12 protein-coding genes are annotated in these 17,102 nt (G+C 70.5%); 4 read left to right on the top strand and 8 right to left on the bottom strand.

Translation table 11 applies throughout. The annotated features are described in order from the left end of the window. From KTR66_RS24130 to KTR66_RS24120, 3 genes are all read left to right on the top strand, one after another. Positions 1-1,273: translocation/assembly module TamB domain-containing protein (locus tag KTR66_RS24130; RefSeq protein ID WP_213617312.1), on the top strand; the 1,273-nt coding region annotated here is incomplete at its 5' end. 74 nt (positions 1,274-1,347) lie between these two features. Continuing rightward, positions 1,348-2,307, top strand: coding sequence for a tripartite tricarboxylate transporter substrate binding protein (locus KTR66_RS24125; protein ID WP_213617310.1), 960 nt, complete (start codon positions 1,348-1,350; stop codon positions 2,305-2,307). An 89-nt stretch (positions 2,308-2,396) separates the two neighbouring features. Next, complete coding sequence (locus KTR66_RS24120) at positions 2,397-3,656, top strand: hydantoinase/carbamoylase family amidase (protein WP_213617308.1); 1,260 nt, start codon at positions 2,397-2,399, stop codon at positions 3,654-3,656. 2 nt (positions 3,657-3,658) lie between these two features. Here the strand turns inward: KTR66_RS24120 and KTR66_RS24115 are convergent, their stop codons facing one another. Continuing rightward, positions 3,659-5,104: an amidase gene (locus KTR66_RS24115; RefSeq protein WP_213617306.1), complete on the bottom strand. Its 1,446-nt coding sequence runs from the start codon at positions 5,102-5,104 to the stop codon at positions 3,659-3,661. A gap of 138 nt (positions 5,105-5,242) precedes the next feature. Here KTR66_RS24115 and KTR66_RS24110 point away from each other — a divergent pair, with 138 nt between their 5' ends. Next, positions 5,243-5,791, top strand: coding sequence for a Yip1 family protein (locus KTR66_RS24110; protein WP_213617304.1), 549 nt, complete (start codon positions 5,243-5,245; stop codon positions 5,789-5,791). Between the two features lie 7 nt (positions 5,792-5,798). Here KTR66_RS24110 and KTR66_RS24105 read toward each other — a convergent pair whose 3' ends face one another. From KTR66_RS24105 to KTR66_RS24075, 7 genes are all read right to left on the bottom strand, one after another. Continuing rightward, on the bottom strand, positions 5,799-7,610 hold the full coding sequence (locus KTR66_RS24105) for an SLC13 family permease (RefSeq protein ID WP_213617302.1): 1,812 nt from the start codon (positions 7,608-7,610) through the stop codon (positions 5,799-5,801). A gap of 25 nt (positions 7,611-7,635) precedes the next feature. Then, a complete protein-coding gene (locus KTR66_RS24100; protein ID WP_213617300.1) occupies positions 7,636-9,462 on the bottom strand; it encodes an SLC13 family permease in 1,827 nt (608 codons plus the stop codon). After that, positions 9,459-11,291 carry an SLC13 family permease gene (locus tag KTR66_RS24095; protein WP_213617298.1) on the bottom strand — a complete coding sequence of 611 codons (1,833 nt, stop codon included), beginning with the start codon at positions 11,289-11,291 and terminating at the stop codon, positions 9,459-9,461. The genes KTR66_RS24100 and KTR66_RS24095 overlap by 4 nt, the downstream gene beginning before the upstream one ends. A 23-nt stretch (positions 11,292-11,314) precedes the next feature. After that, complete coding sequence (locus KTR66_RS24090) at positions 11,315-12,847, bottom strand: AbgT family transporter (RefSeq protein WP_213617296.1); 1,533 nt, start codon at positions 12,845-12,847, stop codon at positions 11,315-11,317. Between the two features lie 11 nt (positions 12,848-12,858). Beyond that, positions 12,859-14,241 (bottom strand): M20/M25/M40 family metallo-hydrolase, encoded by a 1,383-nt coding sequence (locus tag KTR66_RS24085; RefSeq protein ID WP_213617294.1) that lies wholly within the window; start codon positions 14,239-14,241, stop codon positions 12,859-12,861. A 122-nt stretch (positions 14,242-14,363) separates the two neighbouring features. Continuing rightward, positions 14,364-15,590 carry a patatin-like phospholipase family protein gene (locus KTR66_RS24080; RefSeq protein ID WP_213617292.1) on the bottom strand — a complete coding sequence of 409 codons (1,227 nt, stop codon included), beginning with the start codon at positions 15,588-15,590 and terminating at the stop codon, positions 14,364-14,366. 26 nt (positions 15,591-15,616) lie between these two features. Beyond that, on the bottom strand, positions 15,617-17,102 hold a 1,486-nt coding region (locus KTR66_RS24075), incomplete at its 5' end, for a DcaP family trimeric outer membrane transporter (protein WP_213617290.1).

The following is a 17,102-nucleotide window of genomic DNA, read 5'->3' as shown; positions in this document are numbered from 1 at the left end:
CGGCGCGCTCGCACGCCCCTTCCTGGCCGGCGGGCCGGACCGCGTGGCCGGGCGCCTCGCGCTCGACCTGCGCGCCAGCGGCACGCCCGAGGCCCCGGCGCTGGCCGGCGGCGCCACGCTGAGCGAGGGCAGCTACGGCAACCCGCTCTATGGCACGCGGATCGAGGCTGTCGCCGCGCGGCTCACCGCCCAGGGCCACCGCCTCCTCGTCGAGAGCCTGACGGGGCGCACCGGCGGCGGCGGCACCCTCTCCGCCCAGGGCTGGGTCGAGCCGCTGGGGGAGGGCCTGCCAGCCGAATTCCGCCTCCGCGCCGAGGGCGCGCGGCCCATCGGCGGCTCGCTGGGCGATGCGGTGGTGGATGCGGATCTCAGCCTGCGCGGCCCGCTGCTCTCGGGCGGCAGCCTCGGCGGCCGCGTCACCCTGCGCCGGGCCGAGCTGCGCATCCCGGAGAACCTGCCCGCCAATATCCCGAGCCTCGCCCCCGTCCGGCAGATCGGCCCCATGCCGCCGGGCCGGCCGGCCCCCGCGCCGCCGCCGCCGCCGGTGAGCAAGCCCAACCTGCCCATGGCGCTGGACGTCACCATCGCCGCGCCGCGCGCCCTCTTCATCCGCGGGCGCGGGCTGGAAGCGGAGCTGGGCGGCGAACTCATCCTGCGCGGCACGGTGGCCGAGCCCATCCCCTCGGGCGGCTTCCGCCTGCGGCGCGGCAGCTTCGACCTCGCCGGGCGGCGGCTCGACTTCACGCGCGGCCTGATCGGCTTCGATTCCGCGAGCTTCTCGCCGAGCCTCGATTTCCTCGCCACCGCGCGCAGCCGCACCCACACCATCAACCTCACCATCACCGGCAGCCCGGCCACGCCCGTGATCCAGGTGACGGCCGAGCCCGAATTGCCGCAGGACGAAGCGCTGGCCCGCCTGCTGTTTGACCGCGAGACGGGCCGCCTCTCGCCCTTCGAGATCGTGACCATCACCCAGGCCGCCGCCCAGCTCGCCGGCCTGCCCACGCCGGGGCTGACGGCGGTGGACCGGCTCAGGCGCGGCCTGGGCCTGGATCGCCTGGGCGTGGGTTCCGACAGCGCCGGCCGCGCCGCGCTGGAGGCGGGCGGCTATGTGGCGCCCGGCGTCTATCTGGGCATCCGCCAGGGCACGGCGGGCGGCACGCCGGGTGTGGGCGTGCAGGTGGAGCTCACGCCGCGCCTGCGCCTGGAAGGCGAGACCAGCACCGGCCCGGCCGGCGACCGCCTCGGCATCACCTGGGAGCGGGAATACTAGACCTGCCAGCGGCATCATGCTGCGCTCTTCCCAGAAGCGCGCCAGACAAGGACGCGCCATCGGAGGAACGCCCCATGCAGCGCCGCAGCCTTGGCCTGATGCTCACCCTGCCCTTCGCCGCGCAGGCGCAGCCAGCCTGGACGCCGGACAAGCCCATCCGCCTCCTCGTCGGCTTCGCGCCGGGCGGCAGCACGGACACCACGGCGCGCGTGGTGGCGCAGGCCATCACCGCGGGGCTTGGCCAATCCGTGCTGGTCGAGAACCGCACGGGGGCGGCGGGCAACCTCGCCAATGAGCACGTGGCCCGCAGCGCGCCGGATGGCTATTCGCTCGTCATGGGCTCGATCGGCACGCATGCCACGAACCAGGCGCTCTACCGCAACCTCTCCTTCCATGTGGTGCGCGACTTCGCGCCGGTCTCGCTGGTGGCGCTCAGCGCCTGCCTGCTGGTGGTGCGCGCCAACCTGCCGGTGCAGAGCACGGCCGAGCTCATCGCCCGCGCGAAGGCGCAACCCGGCAGCCTCAATTGCGGCATCGCGGGTGCGGGCTCCTCGCAGCATTTCGCCGCCGCCCTCTTCGAGCACCAGGCCGGCATCCGCTTCACGCAGGTGGCCTATCGCGGCGGCGCGCCGGCCATGGCGGATCTCGTCTCCGGCCGGCTCGATGTGATGTTCACGCCGGTGGTGGAAGCGATCGAGCAGGTGCGCGCGGGACAGGTGCGGGCACTTGGCATCACGCGCCAGGCGCGCTCGCCGCAGCTGCCCGACATCCCGGCGGTGGCCGAGGCGATGCCGGGCTATGCCTTCAACTCCTGGCTCGGCGTCTTCGCGCCCGCCGGCACGCCCGCGCCGATCGTGCTGCGCCTCTCGCGCGAGATCGCGGCCGGCCTCGCCACACCCGCGGTCAAGGCGCGGATGGAGCAGCTGGGCTATGAGGTGGTGGGCAGCACGCCGGAGGAATTCGCCGCCTTCCAGGCCGCCGAGCTGCCGCGCGTGACGGAGCTGGTGCGGATCTCGGGCGCCACGGTCGAATAGAGCCTGATCGCCTTTGGCGGTATCGCCAAAGGCGATCAGGCTCTCAGCACTGCTTGCGCAGCGGGCCATATGGGCCAAGGCTGCGGCGCATGACGACCCAGCCCATGGCCCTCGCTTCCCAGCTTTTCGACGCGCTGCGCGAGGCCTCGCTCGACCCGCCCGGCGTCTCCCGCGCCAGCTATGGCGCGGGCGAGCGCGCCGCACACGCCATCATCCGCAGCGCGGCCGAGGCGATCGGCCTGGAGTGCCGCGTGGACCCCGTCGGCACGCTCTTCATGACCTTGCCCGGCGCGGATCGCAGCCTCGCGCCCGTCATGATCGGCTCGCATCTCGACGCCGTCTCGCATGGCGGCAATTTCGACGGTGCCGCGGGCGTGGTGATGGGCCTCGCTCTCGTCGCACAACTCCAGGCCGAGGGGCGGATGCTGCCGCGCGACCTCACCATCCTCGGCATCCGCGCGGAAGAAATGTGCTGGTTCCCGGTGAACTACATCGGCAGCCGCGCCGCCTTCGGCCTGCTGCCGCCGCATGTGCCCGACACCGCCCGCCGCTCGGACAGCGGGAAGACGCTCGCCGAGCACATGGCCGAGGAGGGCTTCGATCCGCAATTCATCCGCGACGGCCGCGCCTCGCTCGACCCCACGCGCATCCACGCCTTCATCGAGCCGCATATCGAGCAGGGCCCGGTGCTGGTGGGTGCCGGCCTGCCCTGCGCCATCGTCACCGGCATCCGCGGCATCCTGCGCCACCCGATCTGCCGCGCGAGCGGCGCCTGGAACCATGCCGGCGCCGTGCCGCGCGGCTTCCGGCAGGATGCGGTGCTGGCGGTGACGGAACTCGCGACGCGCCTCGAAACGCTCTGGGACCGCATGGAGCGCGAGGGCCAGGACCTGGTGATGACCATCGGCGAGTTCTGGACACCCGCCGAGATGCACGCCCCCACCAAGGTGCCGGGCCAGGTCCGGTTCAGCCTCGACATCCGCAGCGAGCAGGATTCCGTGCTGGACGCGGTGGAGGAGGTGATGCGCAGCACCGCGGCCGGCGCGCGGGCCCGGCGCGGCGTGACCTTCGACTATGGCGAGGGCATGCGCGCCGCCCCCGCACTGATGGCCCCGCATCTGCGCGCGGCGTTGCGAGACGGTGCGGCGGCGGCCGGCGTGCCCTTCCTGGAAATGACCTCCGGCGCGGGGCATGACTGCGCGAGCTTCGTGCTGAAGGGCGTGCCCTCGGCCATGCTCTTCATCCGCAACCAGAATGGCAGCCACAACCCGGATGAGGCGATGGAACTCGCGGATTTCGAAGCTGCCCTGGGCGTGCTGGCGGCGGCGATCGGGACCATCGCCGCCTGAGATCAGGTCTCCTCCGGCGGCACCACGCCGGGGCGCGGATCAATGGGCAGTTTCCGGTCCAATCCGGTTGACTGTTCGAACAGGGCCGCCGCCTGCAGCGCCACCTCGTCCCGGCGCGAGGGCGCCGCGATCTGCAAGCCCACCGGCCTGCCATACTGGTCGAAGCCGCAGGGCACGGCGACGGCGGGCGAGCCCGCCAGCGTCATCGCCGCGTTGAACATCGAGCCCGCCATGTAGTTCTCGAGCTTGCGGCCCGCGATGCTCACCGGGTTGCGCAGCATCACGTCGAAGGCGGGCGTGCCGGCGCTGGGGGTGACGAAGATGTCGTAGCGGCGGAACAGCTCCACCATGCGGCGGTAGAAGGCCGCGCGCTCGCGATCCGCCCAGGCGATGCGGCTCGGCGTGGCGTTCAGGCCGAGTTCCGTATTCCAGATGATGTCAGGTTTCAGCAGCGCGCGATGCGTCTGCATCTGCATCTCGCGGTCCACCACGAAATTCTGGCTGCGCAGGGCGAGGAAGGCGTCGGTCAGCTCCGCGAGGTCGGGCGCGTATTCCTCGACGATGCAGCCCATCGCCTCGAAATGCTTGAGCGCCGCCGTGCAGATGGCGCGCGTCTCGCGGTCCACCGGCAGCGCGCCATTGTAGTCCATGGTGAAGGCGACGCGCTTCGGCGGCCGCGCCTCGGCCACCGCCTGGCTGTAGCTGACGGCCGGCGCGTCATAGGTCAACGGGTCCTCCGGGCACCAGCCGGCCATGGTGTCGAGGAAGAGCGCCAGGTCCGGGATGTTGCGCGCCATAGGCCCCTGCACCGAGAGCGGCGCGAAGAGGTTGTTCACAGTGCCGCGCGTCACCCGCCCGGGCGAGGGGCGCAGCCCCACCACGCTGCAATAGGTGCCCGGCCGGCGCAGGCTGCCGCCGTGATCCGTGCCCTGCGCCAGCCAGACCTCGCCCGTGGCAAGCGAAACCGCCCCGCCCCCCGTGCTGCCGCCGCAGGTGAGCGCGGTGTTCCAAGGGTTGCGCGTGCGCCCGAAGACCTCGTTGAAGGTGGAGCCGCCCGCGCCGAATTCCGGCGTGTTGGACTTGCCGATGACGATGCCGCCCCGCGCCTCGATCCGCTGCACCACGGGGTGCGAGCGTGCGGGCACATGATCCTGGAAGATGGGCGAGCCATAGGTGGTGCGCACGCCCGCCACATCCGTCAGGTCCTTGATCGAGACGGGCAGCCCGCCCAGCCAGCCGGGCGCACCTTCCATCTCTCGCCCCTCGCCCCGCATCAGCCGCTTCGCATGGTCCCGCGCACGGTCCAGGCAGAGAGTCGGCAGCGCGTTCACCGCGGGCTCGACCTCGGCGATGCGCGCCGCCGCCGCCTCCACCAGTTCCAGCGGCGAGACCTCGCGCCGGTTCAGCTTCGCCATCGCCTCGCGCGCGCTGAGCTGATGCAGTTCCATGTCCGACCCCTCCTGACCCTCGGGCCGCAGCATGGCGCATCGCCCGGAGGCCCGGAAGGTGATGCTTGCCCCGCCGCCGCGCCCGCGCGCAGTATTCCGGGGCGCCCGGCCAGGGCGCGCTGCGAAAGGATGGAACACATGGATCTCGTTGCGCGCGCCAAGGGCCTGATGATGAACCCCCTGGCAGAGTGGCAGGTCATCGCCGCCGAACCGGCCGAGACGGCTGATCTCTTCAAATCCTATGTCGTGCCGCTCTCCGCCCTGCAGGCGGCGGGTGGCCTGCTCGGCACCGCGCTGGTGGGCTTCGGCGCCCTGGGCTTCGTCGGGTTGATCGGCAGCACGCTGGTGGGCTGGGGGCTCTCGCTCATCGGCGTCTTCGTGCTGGCGAAGATCGTGGCCATGCTCACACCCCGCTTCGGCGGCCCGGCCGACCCCATCGCGGCCATGAAGCTCGCCGCCTTCGCGCCCACCGCCTCCTGGATCGGCGGCGCCTGCATGATCATCCCCTGGATCGGCTGGCTCCCGGCGCTGGCCGGCGGGCTTTACAGCCTCTTCCTCTTCTACGTGGGCACGCCCATCGTGATGCGCATCCCCAAGGAGCGCGTCATGGGCTTCGCGCTCTCAGTCGTGCTGGTGGCCGTGCTGGTCAACATCGTGATCGGCATCATTGTCGGCATTCTGTTCTGAGGCCGGCTCAGAAGCGCCAGATGACCGGGATCAGGAAGACCGCGACCACAAAGAACCAGATCATCAGCGGCAGGCCGAGCTTCCAGTAGTCGCCGAAGACATAGCCGCCCGGGCCCATCACCATCAGGTTGGTGGGGGTTGCGATCGGCGTCAGGAAGGAGGCCGCGGCCGCGACCGCGATGCTCATCAGCACCGGCAGCGGAGACACGCCCATGCCCATCGCCGCCGCGACACCGATGGGGATCACGATGAGCGCCGTCGCCGTGTTGGAGATCAGCTGGCCCAGCACGGCGGTCAGGACGAAAAGGCCCGCCAGCAGCGCATAGGGCCCCGCATCGCCGACCAGCGCGACCAGGCCCTCGGCCAGCAGCGCGGCCGCCCCGCTCTGCTCCATCGCCGCCGAAAGCGGCATCAGGGCGCCCACCAGGATCACCGTCGTCCAATCCACCGCACGGTAGGATTGGTCCACCGTCAGCACGCCCGAGAGGATGAGCGCGAACCCCGCCAGCACGCCCGCGACCGCGGCGGGGACGAGGCCGGTCGCCAGCAGGAAGACCATGCCGCCCAGGATGATGAGCGCCTGCTTCGCGCCCTGGCCCAGCGGCACCGCCTGGCGGCGCACCACATCGGGGGAGTTCACGACGAGGACCTCCGGGTCGTTCAGCCGGACATCGAGCGCCTTCCAGGTGCCCTGGAGCAGCATGGTATCGCCCGCCTCGAGCGTTGTGGGACCAGGGCCCACATCCGCGCCGCCGCGCTGGACCGCGATGATGATGAGGTCCCCGCTGTCGGTCGTCATGCCGGGGAACACCTCGCGCCCGATCATGGCCGAGCGCGGCGGGATCATCACCTCGGCGAGGCCGGAGCGGCGGTTGAACAGCGCCTCCTCGGCCTCGGCGTCGCCCTCCTCGGGGCGGAAGGCCAGATGCTGGTCGGCGGCCAGCCGCGCCGCCCCCTCGGCGTCGCCGCGCACCAGGATGTGATCGCCCATGGCGATGTAGCCGCGCTTGACCGGGGCCGCCGTGTCCCCCTCCTGGATCGCGATGACCGTGAGCCCGGGATAGGCGCTGAAATCGAGCGGCGTGGCCGCCCCGACATAGGCCGAAGTTTCGCGCACGCGCAGGCGGAACACGCCATCCGCCAGGCCGTACTGCTCGACCAGCGTGCGCGCATGGGCGGAGAAATCAGCCGGCATGGACGGCCCGCCGCGATTGGGCAGCAGGAACTGTCCGACGAGGATGATGATGGCGAGCGTGCCGAGCAGCAGCGGCACGCCCACCAGGGTGAATTCGAAGAAGCCGAAGCGGCCGAAGCCGGCTTCGAAGGCCGCGTTGGAGGCCAGCACGTTCACCGGCGTGCCGGTCAGCGCCAGGAGCGAGCCCGCATGCGCCGAGAAGACCAGCGGCATCAACAGCTGCGACGGCGCGCGCCTGAGCCGCACCGCCATCACCACCACCACCGGCAGCAGCGCGGCGACCGCGCCGTTCAGGCTGATCAGCGCCGTCAGCAGCGCCACCAGCAGCCCGTTCAGCGCGAGCAGCCGCGCGCGGCTATCCTCGCCCGCGCTCGCGATCAGCTGCTGCCCCGCCCAGGCGGTGACGCCGGTGCGCTCCAGCGCCGCACTCATCAGGAAGAGCGAGGCGATGAAGATCACCGCCGGGTCGCCATAGCCGGAGAGCGCCTCGTTCAGCGTCAGCACGCCCGTCGCCCAAAGGGAGAGGCCCGTGCCCATGGCCACGATCACCACCGGCAGGCGGTTCCAGATGAAGAGCACGACGGCCACGCAGATGATCGCGGCGATGATCCAGATATCGCTCATGGCGCGCGGATTCCTGAGATGGGGGTCAAAGCGGCAGCAGCCATGGCACAAGAACCAGGGTGGCCGCCATCACGATCAGCGTGAAGGGCACGCCGATCTTCACGAAATCGCCGAAGCTGTAGTTGCCCGGCCCCACCACCAGCGTGTTGGTGGGCGAGGAGACCGGCGTCATGAAGGCGGCGGAGGCGGCGATCGCGATCGTCATGGCGAAGGGATAGGGCGAGACGCCCAGCTCCTGCGCCACCGCGATGCCGACGGGTGCCATCAGCACCGCCGTCGCCGTGTTGGAGATGAAGAGCCCCAGCATCGCGGTGATGACGAAGAGCAGGCCGAGGATGATCCAGGCCGCCGCCCCGCCGGCCATCGCCGTCACCGCATCGGCCGCCAGTTCCACGCCGCCGGTGCGCTGCAGCGCCAGCGAGAAGGGCAGCATGCCGACGATCAGGACCAGCGATTTCCAGGAGATCGAGGCATAGGCGCTGTTGAAATCCACGCAGCGCAGCAGCCCCATCAGCAGGCAGCCGATCAGCGCCGCATGGGCGTTGGAGACGAGGCCCGAGATCATCAGCCCGACGGTCAGGGCCAGCACGGCGAGGGCCTGCGGCGCGCGGCTTGCCGCCGGCAGAACCTCGCGCTCCTCGGCCGGCAGGCGCAGCACGACGAGGTCCGAGAGATGCTGGTCGAGCTTGCGGATGTCGGACCAGAAGCCGGTCAGCAGCAGCGTGTCGCCCGGCTTCAGGCGGGTCCGCAGGAAATCCTCGGCCAGCACGCGCTGCCCGCGGCGCAGGCCCAGCACGGTCAGGCCCATCTCCCCGCGCACCCGCGCCTGCAGCACGGTCTGGCCCACCAGCGCGGATTCCGGCGGCACCAGCGCCTCCACCATGCCGATCTCCTGCGAGCGGTCGGTGAAGTAGCCACCATCATCGAGCGGCAGCAGGTCCAGCCCCTCCTCGGCCGCGAGGCGCGCGATGTCCAGCCCCGGCGCCACCACGTCCAGCAGCAGCACCTGGCCGGGTGCCAGGACGGTGCGCGGCGTCGGGCGGATCACCTCTGTCGCGAAGCGGCCCGGCACCTCGATGGCCAGCAGTTCCACCCCCTCGACCCGGCGGCCGATCTCCTCCAGCCGCAGCCCGGCGAGCGGCGAACCCACGCGGACGCGGGCGCGATGCGCGCGCCCCGTCAGCCCGTATTCCGCCACCCATTGCCGCATGTTGGGTGCCGCCCGCCCGGCGGGCGTGGCCGCACCGCTCGGCAACAGCCCGCGCGCCAGCAGCAGATAGAGGATGCCGAGTGCGAGGAAGACCACGCCGAAGGGGGTGAAGGCGAAGAAGCTGAAGCCCTCGATGCCCTGGCGGGTCAGCTCGGCGTTGATGACGAGATTGGGCGCGGTCGCCACCAGCGTGAGCGTGCCGCTCAGGAGGGCCGCCATGCTGAGCGGCATCATCAGGCGCGAGGGCGCGATGCCGGTGTTCTGGCAGATGCGCAGCACGACGGGGATGAAGATCGCCACCACCGCCGTGCCGCTCATGAAGGCGCCGAGGCCCGCGACGCTCAACATCAGCAGCACGAGCAGCCGCGTCTCGCTGCCGCCCGCCGTCGCGTTCAGCCAATCGCCCAGGCGCCGCGCGACGCCCGTGCGCACCAGCCCCTCGCCGATGACGAAGAGGGCGGCGATGAGGATCACCACCGGATCGGCAAAGCCCGCCATCGCCTCGTTGATGGTGAGCACGCCGGTGAAGGGCAGCAGCACGATCATCAGCAGCGCCACCGCATCCATGCGCGGGCGGTTGATGACGAACATCACGATGGCGGCCGCCAGCAGGAGCAGGACCAGGGCGAGATCCATGTTCATGCGGCGCGTCCGAAGGGCCAGAGGAAGGGAACCAGGAAGACGGCCACGAGGAAGGACCAGCCCAGCAGCGGCAGGCCCAGCCGCCAGTAGTCGCCGAAGCGATAGCCGCCCGGCCCCTGCACCATCAGGCTGGCGGAGGAGGCGATGGGGGTGAGGAAGGAGGCCGCCGCCCCCACCGCCACCGTCACCAGCGCCGTGCGCGGCGAGACGGCCATCGCCCCCGCCGACGCGATGGCAACAGGGATCACGATCAACGCCGTCGCCGTGCTGGAGATGAGCTGGCCGAGCCCCGCCGTCAGCAGGAAAAGACCGGCCAGCAGGGCATAGGGGCTGGCCTCGCCCACCACGGCCACCAGGCTCTCCGCGATCAGCCCGGCCGCGCCCGTCTTGTACATCGCCGTCGAGAGCGGGATGAGCGAGGCGATCATGATCAGAATGTTCCAGTTGATCGCACGATAGGCGCGCTCGGTCTTCAGCACGCCCAGCAGGATCACGGCGCAGGCCGCGACCAGGGCGGCCACCACGCTCGGCACCGCGCCGCTCGCCAGCAGGCCCACCATCAGCAGCAGGATGGCGATGGCCCGGCGGGATCCGGCACCAAGTGGGATGGCCTGGCCGCGCAGGGTGGAAGGGGCCGTCACCACCAGCACATTCGGATCGCCCGCCTGCTCCTCCAGCGCCTCCCAGCTGCCCTGCAGCAGCAGCGTATCCCCGGCTGCAAGCGCCACGGCGCCCGGCCCCAGCCGCTCGCCGCGCCGCTGGATGCCAAGGATGACGAGGTCCCCGCTCGGCGTGATCATCCCCGGGAACACCGTCTCGCCGATCAGGCCCGAGCGCGGCGGCAGCACCACCTCCATGAAGCCGGTACTGTGATTGAACAGCGCCTCGTTCAGCTGCGGCCGGCCCGAGGCACGCTCGACAAGACCGTTCTCCCTGCTGAATGCCTGCACCACGGCGGCCTCTCCGCGCATGATGAGAAGATCTCCCGCCGCGATGGGCCGGTGGCGTGTCACGCCCTCGCGATCAGGGCCGCGAATGGCGATGAGGCTGAGGCCCGGATGGTTCCGACCTTCCAGCCGCAGCTCCAGCGCGGCGCGCGGCGTACCGAGGAAGGGCGAGCCCGCGCCGACCTCAAGCTGATAGAGATCCTCGAAGAGCCCGTATTGCTCGGAGAGCTTGCCCGAATGCCGGCTCAGGTCCTCCGGCATCCCGCGCGTCGCGCGGTTGGGCAGCAGCTTGGCGCCAAACAGCAGCACGATCGCCATATGGCCCAGCAGCAGCGTCACGCCGACCAGGCTCATCTCGAAGAAGCCGAAGGCGGGCATGCCCTGCTCCACCGCCGCATCCGAGATCAGCACATTCACGAGGCTGCCCGTCAGCACCAGCATGGAGCCGGAATAGGAGGCGAAGGCCAGCGGCATCATGAGCTGCGCCGGCGGTTGGCGCAGCCGCACCGCCACCAGCACCAGCACCGGCAGCAGCGCCGCCGCCGCACCGCTCGAGCCGATCATGGCCGTCAGGAAGGCTGCCAGCAGCATGGTCAGCAGCAGCAGCCGCGCGCGGCTCGCTCCCGCCTGGCGCACCAGCACCTGCCCCACCCAGGCGGTGACGCCGCTGGCGTCCAGGCTCGCGCTCACCACGAAGAGCGAGGCGATGAAGAGGATCGTCGTGTCGCCGAAGCCGGCCAGCGCTTCGGGCAGGTCAAGGATGCCGGTGGCGAAGAGCAGCAGCGCCGCGCACAAGGCCACCACGGCGACAGGCACGCGGTTCGAGACGAACAGCACGACCATGCCGCCGATGATGGCGAAGGTGATGGCGATGTCGCTCATCGCGCGTCACGCGGCCCATGCCATCAGAGGCCCCAGGGAATGCCGAGCAGGTACCAGCCGGCCAGGAAGGCGGTCCAGATCACCGAGATCCAGATCACATAGGGCAGCATCAGCGCGATCACCGTGCCGATGCCGGCATCCTTCTGGTACTTGATGGCGAAGGTGACGATCATCGCGAAATAGGCATTGAGCGGCGTGATGGCATTGAGCGGGCTGTCGCCCACGCGATAGGCCGCCAGCACCACCTCCGGCTCCACGCCGAGCTGCATGAGCAGCGGCACGAAGACGGGCGCGAAGATCGCCCATTTGGCGATGGCCGCCGTGATGATGAGGTCGATCCCCATCACCGCCACCACGAAGCCGATGATCAGCGCGATGGAGGGCAGGTTCAGCCAGGCCAGCACCTTGGCCGCGGTGACGGCGGCGAGTGTGGCCATGTTGGTGTAGTTGAAGAAGGCGATGAACTGGCTGATCACCAGCAGCAGCAGGATCAGGCCGCCCAGGCCGCTGATGGATTTCTGCATGGCCGCGATGATGTCGCCCGAGCCCTTCATGGTGCCCGCACCCCGCCCATAGGCGGCGCCGACCACGCCGAAGATCAGCGCGATGGTGACGATCAGGCTGTTCATGAAGGGCGAGCCCTGGATCATCGCCCCTGTCTCGGGGTTGCGCAGCGGCGCGCCGGGCGGCAGCAGCAGCAGGCCGATGAAGCCGAGCACGGCCAGCAGCGCGTAGCCGGCATAGCGCAGGCCACGATACTCGGCCTCGCTGAGCACATTCTCGCCCGGGACTTCGTAATCGCCGGTGTAGGCGCCGAGGCGCGGTTCGATCACCCGCTCGGTGATCAGCACGATGAGCACGGTCAGCAGTGCCACCGAGCCGATGGAGAACCAGACATTGGCCGCGAGGTCGATGGATTGCGCCGGATTCACCAGCCGTATCGCGTCATTGGTGATCTCGGTCAGGATGCCGTCCACCGGCACGATCAGGATGTTGACCAGGAAGGCCGCCGCCACCGAGGCGAAGCCCACGGCGAGGCCCGCCAGTGGGTGGCGCCCCACCGAGACGAAGGCCGCCGCCGCCAGCGGGATCAGCACGAGATAGCCCGCATCTGCCGCGACGGAAGAGATGATGCCCACGAAGGTCAGGATCCAGGTCAGCGCCCAGCGCGGCGAGATGATGACGAGCTTGCGGATCAGCACCTTCACGAGGCCGGATTCCTCCGCGACCCCCACGCCCACCATCGCGATGATGATGACGCCGACGGCGGTGAAGCCCATGAAGTTGCCCACCACGCCCGTATACATGAAGCGGATGCCCTCGATCGTCAGAAGGCTCCGCGCGGCGGTGCTGGCGGGTTCGATCTCGCCCGTCGCCGGATTATAGGCCTGGTAGTTCACCTCCGCGCCCAGGATCGAAAGCAGGGTGGACAGCACGATGACGCCGCCGATGAGATAGACGAAGATCATCACCGGATGCGGCACCTGGTTGCCGACGCGCTCGACCGTATCGAGCATCTTCTGCATGCGGCTCTTGGGCGCGGTCGCGTCGCTCATCGGCGTGATCCTCAGCGGGACAGGGCGTCGAGGATCCGCGCCCAGGAGTGGATGCCCTTCTGGAAGCTCACCAGGTTGTACTTCTCGTTCGGGCTGTGGATGCGGTCATCCTCCAGGCCGAAGCCCGCCAGGATCACATCCATCCCCAGCGATTGCTTGAGCTGGTGCGTGACGGGGATGGAGCCGCCGCCGCCGATGAAGACGGCGGGCTTCGGCCATTCATCGCTCAGCGCCTCGCGCGCCTTGAGGAAGGCCGGGTCGTCGGTCGGGAAGCGGATCGCCTGGCCCGAGCCATGCTCGATGAATTCCGCGCGGCAATCGGCTGGCAGGCGGTCCATCACATGCTGGCGGAAGGCGGCGCGGACCTTGTGCGGGTCCTGGTCGAAGACGAGGCGGAAGGAGACCTTGGCCGAGGCCTTGGCCGGGATCACCGTCTTGAAGCCCTCGCCCTGATAGCCGCCCCCCATGCCGTTGATCTCGGCCGTGGGGCGGGACCAGGTCTGCTCCAGCGCGCTGTAGCCCTTCTCGCCGGCCGGAATGCCGAGGCCGACCGCGCCCAGGAAGGCCTCCGCCGTGAAGCCCAGCGTGTCCCATTGCGCGCGCAGCGCGGGGTCGAGCTCCGGCACGCCGTCATAGAAGCCCGCCAGCGTGACGCGGCCATTCTCGTCATGCAGATCGGCCAGGATGCGCGCCAGCACCCGGTTCGGGTTGGCGGCGGCCGAGCCGTAGAAGCCCGAATGCAGGTCCCGGTCGGCGGCGTGGATGATCACCTCCTCGCCGCAGAGCCCGCGCAGCATGGTCGTGATGGCCGGGGTCTCGGCATCCCACATGTTGGTGTCGCAGATCAGGCCGATATCGGCCCGCAGCTCATCGGCATTCGCGTTCAGGAAGCCCGGCAGATTCACGCCGCCCGATTCCTCCTCGCCCTCCAGCAGGATGGAGACGGGGATGGGCAGCTTGCCCGTCACAGCCTTCCAGGCGCGGCAGGCCTCGATGAAGGTCATGAGCTGGCCCTTGTCATCGGCCGAGCCGCGGCCGGTGATGACCTTGGTGCCGCAGGGCAGCGTCTGGATGGTGGGCTCGAAGGGGTCGCGCTCCCAGAGCTCCAGCGGGTCCACCGGCTGCACGTCGTAATGGCCGTAGAACAGCGCGGATTTGCCGGGCGTGCTGCGGTCATGCGCCACCACCATGGGGTGGCCGGGCGTGGGGCGGACGGCGGCGTCGAAGCCGATCGCCTTCAGATCCGCCACGTGCCATTCGGCATTGGCCTGGCAATCCGCCTTGTAGGCCGGGTCGGTCGAGATGGACTTGATGCGGATGACGGCGAAGAGGCGCTCCAGCGCGGCATCCATGTTGGCATCGATATGGGCGAGGACGGCGTTGAGCTCAGACATCTGGCCTCCCGGGGCGGGTTCTTGCGCATGCATGCTGCCCGAGTTTACCCTGCGGGCGCCAGCGCCGGATGCGCCTGGCGTCCCGCCCATGGGCGGCCCGTCCCAAGGGACTTCAGGCGGCCTCAGGGCGCGGCGAGGACACCCACGGTGGAAGGCTCGCTCCGCCAGCCATCGCCGAGCCGCCCGCGCTCGAAGCCATAGTCGAACAGCGCCTGCATGTAGCCGGGGTCGAAGGGCTGGCCGCGCGGGTGGTCAAACTCCCGCCCGATATAGGCGACGCGGAAGCCGATGCCGTCGCGCTGCGTGGTCAGGTGGATGCGGCTGATGTCACCCAGGCCGCTATAGTGCAGCAGCGTGGCCGCCGAGCGGCGGGTGATGCTGAGCACCCCGCGCGGCGTGCGCGTCGCCTCCACATCCACCCGGCCGTTCCGGATCACATGCGCGGTGCGCTGCCGCAGCGCCCATTGGCCGCGCTGCTCGCCGCGCAGGTTCAAGGTGGGCGGGTAGAGGAACACCTGCATCGTGGCGCCGCCGTCCACATGCATCTCCTGGAAGACGCGGCCCTGATGCTGGACCTCGACCAGAACCGGCGGGAAGGCGCCGGGGATCGACGCGGAGGCGAGCAGGATACGCCGGACCAGGCCGAGCGCTTCCGGATGCCCGCTGGCCGCGATGGCGCCGATGTTCCACACCACCGGGCGCTGAACGTCGAGATTGGTGGTGCCAATCAGCAGCAGGCGCCCCTTGGCGTATTCGGCAGCGATGGCGGCGAGCATCTGTTCATTCGCATGCCGCGCGATGAGGCGGCTGAGCGGCGAGGTATCGGCGATCGCCTCGCCGAAGAGCAGCGAGAAAGCGGCGACGGCCTGGCGCGGCAGCAGCAGGATGTCCTGCGGGCGCTGGCCGGTGAAGACGTCGCGAAGCGCGGGGTCATAGTCGGGGCCCAGGAAGGCGAAGGGCGCGATCAGCGCGCCGGCCGAGATGCCCGTCACCATGTTGAACTGCGGACGGGTGCCGGCGGCCGTCCAGCCCAGCATCATCCCGGCGCCGAAGGCGCCGTTGTCACCCCCGCCCGAAAGGGCCAGGAAATTCTGCGGGCCGAGCGGGCGCCCCTGCGCGGCGGCCAGTTCGCGCGCCGCCATGAGCTGGCCTTCGCGCAGCAGGGGCTCGGGCGAGGCATCCAGCCAGAAGCGCGCATTGGGCAGCCCCAGCACGGGGATGTCCTCGGTCTCCGCCGCGGGAGGCGGGTCGAGGCGGATGTAGCTGGCGCAGCCGGTCATCAGCAGCGCGGCGAGGAGCATTGTCGCGGCGCGGCGCAGCGGCCGAAGCCGCGGGGTCTGGACGGTCATGCTTCGTATCCGGCTCGAGAAACGCCTCAGAAACGCGCCACCGTCGCGAACAGGAAGCGGTTGGCGATGCCATGCCCCGCCTGACCCGTCCCCGCCGCCGCCGCGCCACCATAGAGGTCACGCCGGGTGTAGAGATACTCGAAGCCGATATCCAGCCAGCCCGAGTCGAAGACGCCGTTGCGCACCTGGCCGAAGGGGCTCCAGATGATGTTGGCGAAGAGCTGCTGGATGTCCCGGTTCAGGCTGGTCGCCGCCGCCGAGCCGGGCGTGAAGGCCAGCGCGTAGCTGGCGAAATCCTGGCGCGAGAAGGAATAGGTGAGATTGGTGCGGATCTGCGGCGTCCAGAAGCGGCGGTAGCCGGCGGTGAGGCCCCAGGCCGGCACGGGGTCCAGGCTGACCCGCCCGGTCAGCCCCGGCATGCCGATATTGGAGAGCGCATCCTGCCCATTGGTGCTGCCGGCGAAGTAGCGGCCCATGCCCTCGCCGACATAGCCCATGGCCATGATCTCATCCGCGCCGAAGGATTCCGAGATCCAGCGCATCGGGAAGCGCACATGCGCGGCAGCGCCCACGCCCGTCGCACTCGTGGTGCCGCTGAAGGGCTGGGCGGCGGCCGTCCCGGCGGGGCGGATCTGCAATTGCCGCAGCATGCCGCGGACGCCGATCTCCAGCCCGTCCTTGCGGTAGTTCAGCCGCGCCAGCACGTCGGGCGCGTTGTTGAAGGCCGGGCTTGCCCCGCCATCCAGCGTGCTGCCGGGCGTGAAGACGCCGGCGGCCGAGGTGTACTGCGTGTCCGGCGCCTCGAGCGAGAGCTGGCCGTTCAACCCCTCGGCGAGGCGCGCCGTAACCCGCAACTGCGCCTGCCGGATGAAGGACTGGTTGAGGTTGGTGGCGTCGATCAGCGTCTCGTAGAGGCCTTCGTTCCACAGGCTGTTCGCCTGGCCCACCAGCACGCGGAAGCGCTCATCGCCCAGCTCGCCCCAGGCCTGGCGCAGGCGGAACACCGCGTTGGACGAGGTCGGCGAGCCGCCGCCGAAATCGCCCTCGAGCCGCGTCTCCAGCGTGCCCCAGGCGGTCAGGCTGCGCGTGTCCACGCCGAAGCGGCTGAAGCGCGCCGTCATGCCGAAATCGCCGCCCTGCTGGGCGGCCGGGCTGCCGGTCAGCGGGATGCCGCCGGGCAGCGGCGCATCGGTCTGGTTGCGGCCATTGGCATCCGTCCAGGCAGAGAGCTTGGCGAAGCCGTAGAGGCGCACCTGCGTCTCGGTGCCAGGGACGCGGAAGGCGATGCCGGGCAGGTCGGAGCGGAGCGCGTCGCCCGTCGCCGTCTGGTCACCCATCGGCTCGGGCGGCTGCAGGCCGGGCACATCGCGCTCGGCGGGCGCGGTGCCGCCGGCCGCGGGCAGCGCGGCGCGGGCGAGATTCTGCTGGATGGTCTGTGCCTGGTCGGCCGCGGCGCGCGCATCGCGCGCGGCGGCCTGGGCCGCCTGGACATCCGCCTGGGTCGCCGCGGGC

It is taken from the genome of Roseococcus sp. SDR, assembly GCF_019083995.1.
Taxonomy (GTDB): domain Bacteria; phylum Pseudomonadota; class Alphaproteobacteria; order Acetobacterales; family Acetobacteraceae; genus Roseococcus.
The sequence above is the reverse complement of the archived record's forward strand: the minus strand, read 5'-3'. Positions and strand labels throughout refer to the sequence as shown.

Coding starts and splice junctions, on each gene's coding strand:
- KTR66_RS24095 (WP_213617298.1), bottom strand. CDS start 11,291: ATGAGCGACATCGCCATCACCTTCGCCATCATCGGCGGCATGGTCGTG.
- KTR66_RS24085 (WP_213617294.1), bottom strand. CDS start 14,241: ATGTCTGAGCTCAACGCCGTCCTCGCCCATATCGATGCCAACATGGAT.
- KTR66_RS24115 (WP_213617306.1), bottom strand. CDS start 5,104: ATGGAACTGCATCAGCTCAGCGCGCGCGAGGCGATGGCGAAGCTGAAC.
- KTR66_RS24125 (WP_213617310.1), top strand. CDS start 1,348: ATGCAGCGCCGCAGCCTTGGCCTGATGCTCACCCTGCCCTTCGCCGCG.
- KTR66_RS24110 (WP_213617304.1), top strand. CDS start 5,243: ATGGATCTCGTTGCGCGCGCCAAGGGCCTGATGATGAACCCCCTGGCA.
- KTR66_RS24090 (WP_213617296.1), bottom strand. CDS start 12,847: ATGAGCGACGCGACCGCGCCCAAGAGCCGCATGCAGAAGATGCTCGAT.
- KTR66_RS24105 (WP_213617302.1), bottom strand. CDS start 7,610: ATGAGCGATATCTGGATCATCGCCGCGATCATCTGCGTGGCCGTCGTG.
- KTR66_RS24100 (WP_213617300.1), bottom strand. CDS start 9,462: ATGAACATGGATCTCGCCCTGGTCCTGCTCCTGCTGGCGGCCGCCATC.
- KTR66_RS24080 (WP_213617292.1), bottom strand. CDS start 15,590: ATGACCGTCCAGACCCCGCGGCTTCGGCCGCTGCGCCGCGCCGCGACA.
- KTR66_RS24120 (WP_213617308.1), top strand. CDS start 2,397: ATGACGACCCAGCCCATGGCCCTCGCTTCCCAGCTTTTCGACGCGCTG.